3 protein-coding genes are annotated in these 2,853 nt (G+C 69.8%); 1 reads left to right on the top strand and 2 read right to left on the bottom strand.

The window, feature by feature from the left end; genetic code table 11:
* Positions 1-37 precede the first annotated feature (37 nt).
* Entirely contained in the window at positions 38-946 is a 909-nt protein-coding gene (gene dapA / locus NA4_RS37850; RefSeq protein ID WP_067481008.1) for a 4-hydroxy-tetrahydrodipicolinate synthase, read from the bottom strand.
* A 147-nt stretch (positions 947-1,093) separates the two neighbouring features.
* Here dapA and NA4_RS37845 point away from each other — a divergent pair, with 147 nt between their 5' ends.
* Positions 1,094-1,537 (top strand): hypothetical protein, encoded by a 444-nt coding sequence (locus NA4_RS37845; protein ID WP_067481005.1) that lies wholly within the window; start codon positions 1,094-1,096, stop codon positions 1,535-1,537.
* An 18-nt stretch (positions 1,538-1,555) separates the two neighbouring features.
* On the opposite strand, the gene NA4_RS37840 is transcribed toward NA4_RS37845, so the two are convergent.
* Entirely contained in the window at positions 1,556-2,755 is a 1,200-nt protein-coding gene (locus NA4_RS37840) for a winged helix-turn-helix domain-containing protein (protein WP_067481010.1), read from the bottom strand.
* Positions 2,756-2,853 lie beyond the last annotated feature (98 nt).

Below are 2,853 nucleotides of genomic sequence, written 5' to 3'. Positions count from 1 at the left end.
GATGCGCTGCGGCGGGGGCGACGAGCTAGGGAGTCACTCACGAAAGCACCCCGACCTTCCGGAGATCGGCAGCCAACACTTCCAGTTCCTCGGTGCTGGGCATCAGCTGCGGCAGCCGCGGCTCGCCCACCTCGACTCCGAGCAGGCGCAGCCCGCCCTTGCTCATCGCGACGCCGCCCAGCCTGGCCATCGCGGCGTGCAGCGGCAGCAGCGTGGTGTTGATCTCGCGGGCGCGCACCACCTCACCGGCGCTGTACGCCTCCAGCATCGCGCGCAGCCGTTCGGGCACGAGATGCCCGATGACGCTGATGAATCCCGTCGCGCCGACCGACAGCCACGGCAGGTTGAGCGCGTCGTCGCCGGAGTAGAAGGCCAGGCCGGTGCTCGCGATGAGCTCGGCGCCCATGTTCAGATCGCCCTTGGCGTCTTTGACCGCGACGATGCGCGGGTGCTCGGCGAGCTTGCGAATGGTGTCGCTGGCGATCGGCACCACCGACCGGCCCGGAATGTCGTACAGGGTGACAGGCAGGTCGGTAGCGTCGGCGACGGCGGTGAAGTGCGCGAGCAGCCCGGCCTGGGTCGGCCGGGAGTAGTACGGCGTCACCACGAGCAAACCATGCGCACCCGCGCGCTGCGCACAGCGCGCGAGTTCGATCGAGTGCGCGGTGTCGTAGGTGCCCGCACCCGCGATCACCGTGGCGCGCTCGCCGACCGCGTCGACGACCGCGCGCAGCAGATCGGCCTTCTCCGACTCGGTCGTGGTCGGCGACTCGCCGGTGGTTCCGGAGATCGCGAGCAGGTCGACGCCGCGGTCGACAAGGCGGGCCGCGAGCGCGACCCCGGCATCGACGTCGAGCTTGCCGTCGGCGCTGAAGGGGGTCACCATCGCGACACCTACCGTGCCGGACGCACGCAGCTCCGTTGGCGTCGATTCACCGTTCGTCATGGTCAAAAAGGCTACCCGGTCTGGGACGGACCCTCGACACCCTCGTCGGCGATCGGGCCGCAACAACGGGGCGATCGCCCGCGTCCGACGGCACACTGGCGTCATTTCCACCTTGCCTGGCGTCATTTTTGACGTCAGACTGATGTCATGGATTTGAACAAGTACACCGGGCAGCTGCGGGAGAACCTGATCGCCGCCGCGGCGCTCGGCGACGAGAAGACGCAGGCCACGGCGGCTGCGCTGGCCCAGGCAACCGAGGGTTCGGCCCGGTTGGTGCTGCTCGCCGCGCTGTCCGAGCTCGCCGCCGAGGTCAGCGCGGCGCTCGGCGACCGCACGGTGCACGTGTCGGTCGACGGCACGGACGCCTCCGTGGATGTGCGCAAGAGCACGACGGGCCAGGAATCGCCGACCATCGAGGAGATGACCGGAGACATCAGCAGGGTCACACTCCGGCTCGTCGAACAGATGAAGGCACGCGCGGAAGAGGCTGCGGCACAGAGCGGTCAGTCGCTGAACTCCTGGCTGTCGGGTGCCGTGCACGGCGCGCTGCGCGACCAGATGCGCGGCTACGGGCCGAAGCGCGACGACTGAGTCCGGCCGCCTCTCGCACTACAGCAGCGCGGCGAGAGTGCCCCGGTCGCCGATCACCACGTCGTCGAGTTCGAGCCAGTCGGCCAGTTCACGCAGCGCGCCGGTGAGCGCGTGGGCGGTGGCCGGGGTGTCATAGCCGGGTTCGGCGAACGCGGCCGGTACCGACAGCCGGCCGGCGGCGCGTTCCGCGCGCAGGTCGACGCGGCCGACGAGTTCGCCGTCGAGCAGGAGCGGGAAGACGTAATAGCCGTGCACCCGTTTGTGTTCCGGCGTGTAGATCTCGATGCGGTAGTGGAAGTCGAACATCCGCTCGGTGCGGGCGCGGAAGAAGATCAGCGGATCGAACGGGCACAGCAGCGCGGCACCCTCGATGCGGCGCGGTGTGGGCGCCCCGGCCCGCAGATAGGCCGGTTTCCCCCAGCCCGCCACCTCCACCGGGATCAACTCGCCCGCGTCCACCAGATCGGCGATGGCCGGCTCGGTCTGGGTGCGCTGCAGGCGGTAGTAGTCGCGCAGGTCGGCCTCGGTGCCGATGCCGTGTGCGGTGGCCGCCCGCAGCACCAGCTCGCGGACCGCATCCTGCTCGGAGACGTCGCGCGCCAGCACATCCGGCGGAATCACTCGCTCCGCGAGGTCGTAATGCCTGGTGAACCCGACCCGGGTGGCCACAGACAGCGCACCCGCCGCGAAAAGCTGCTCGCAGATCAACTTGGTGTCGCTGAGATTCCACCAGGAACCCTTGGGCCGCGGCTTGTCCAGTTCCAGATGGCGCTCCACCTCACCGGCGGTGGCCGCCCCCACCTCGGTGATCACGTCCAGGATGTCCTTGCCCAAGGTGGGATTGCGCTCCACCACCTTGCGCATGCCGGACCAGCGCCCGTGCTCGTAGCGCCGCATCCGCCAGCGCAGCAGCGGCCAGTCCTGCACCGGGATCAGCGCCGCCTCGTGCGCCCAATACTCGACCAGCGCGCGGGGGCGCCGCACGCCATTGCTCCACGCGGCCTGATCGAGCAGAGCGCGGTCGTAAGGACCGATTCGGCTGAACACCGACGCGTAATGCGCCCGCACCACCGCCGACACCGAATCCAGCTGCAGCAGCTGCGTTCTGTCCAGGACCCCGAGCACCGATCGCCGTGTCGCCCGCCCGGGCTTACGCCCCCCGAAACCCTGCGCCGCCAACGCCGTTCGACGCGCCGCCGCCGCACCCATCTTCCGCATGGAAGGAACCATGCCATGGGCCACCGACAGTATCTTTGGCAGCGCCTCCGGCGCTGCGTGTTCGCGGCCCACCTGTGGCTCGCGTCCGAGCGACCGCC

Origin of the sequence: Nocardia amamiensis NBRC 102102, assembly GCF_001612745.1 — a bacterium.
Lineage (GTDB): Bacteria > Actinomycetota > Actinomycetes > Mycobacteriales > Mycobacteriaceae > Nocardia > Nocardia amamiensis.
Note: the sequence above shows the minus strand (reverse complement) of the source record. Positions and strands in the feature narration are given on the sequence as shown.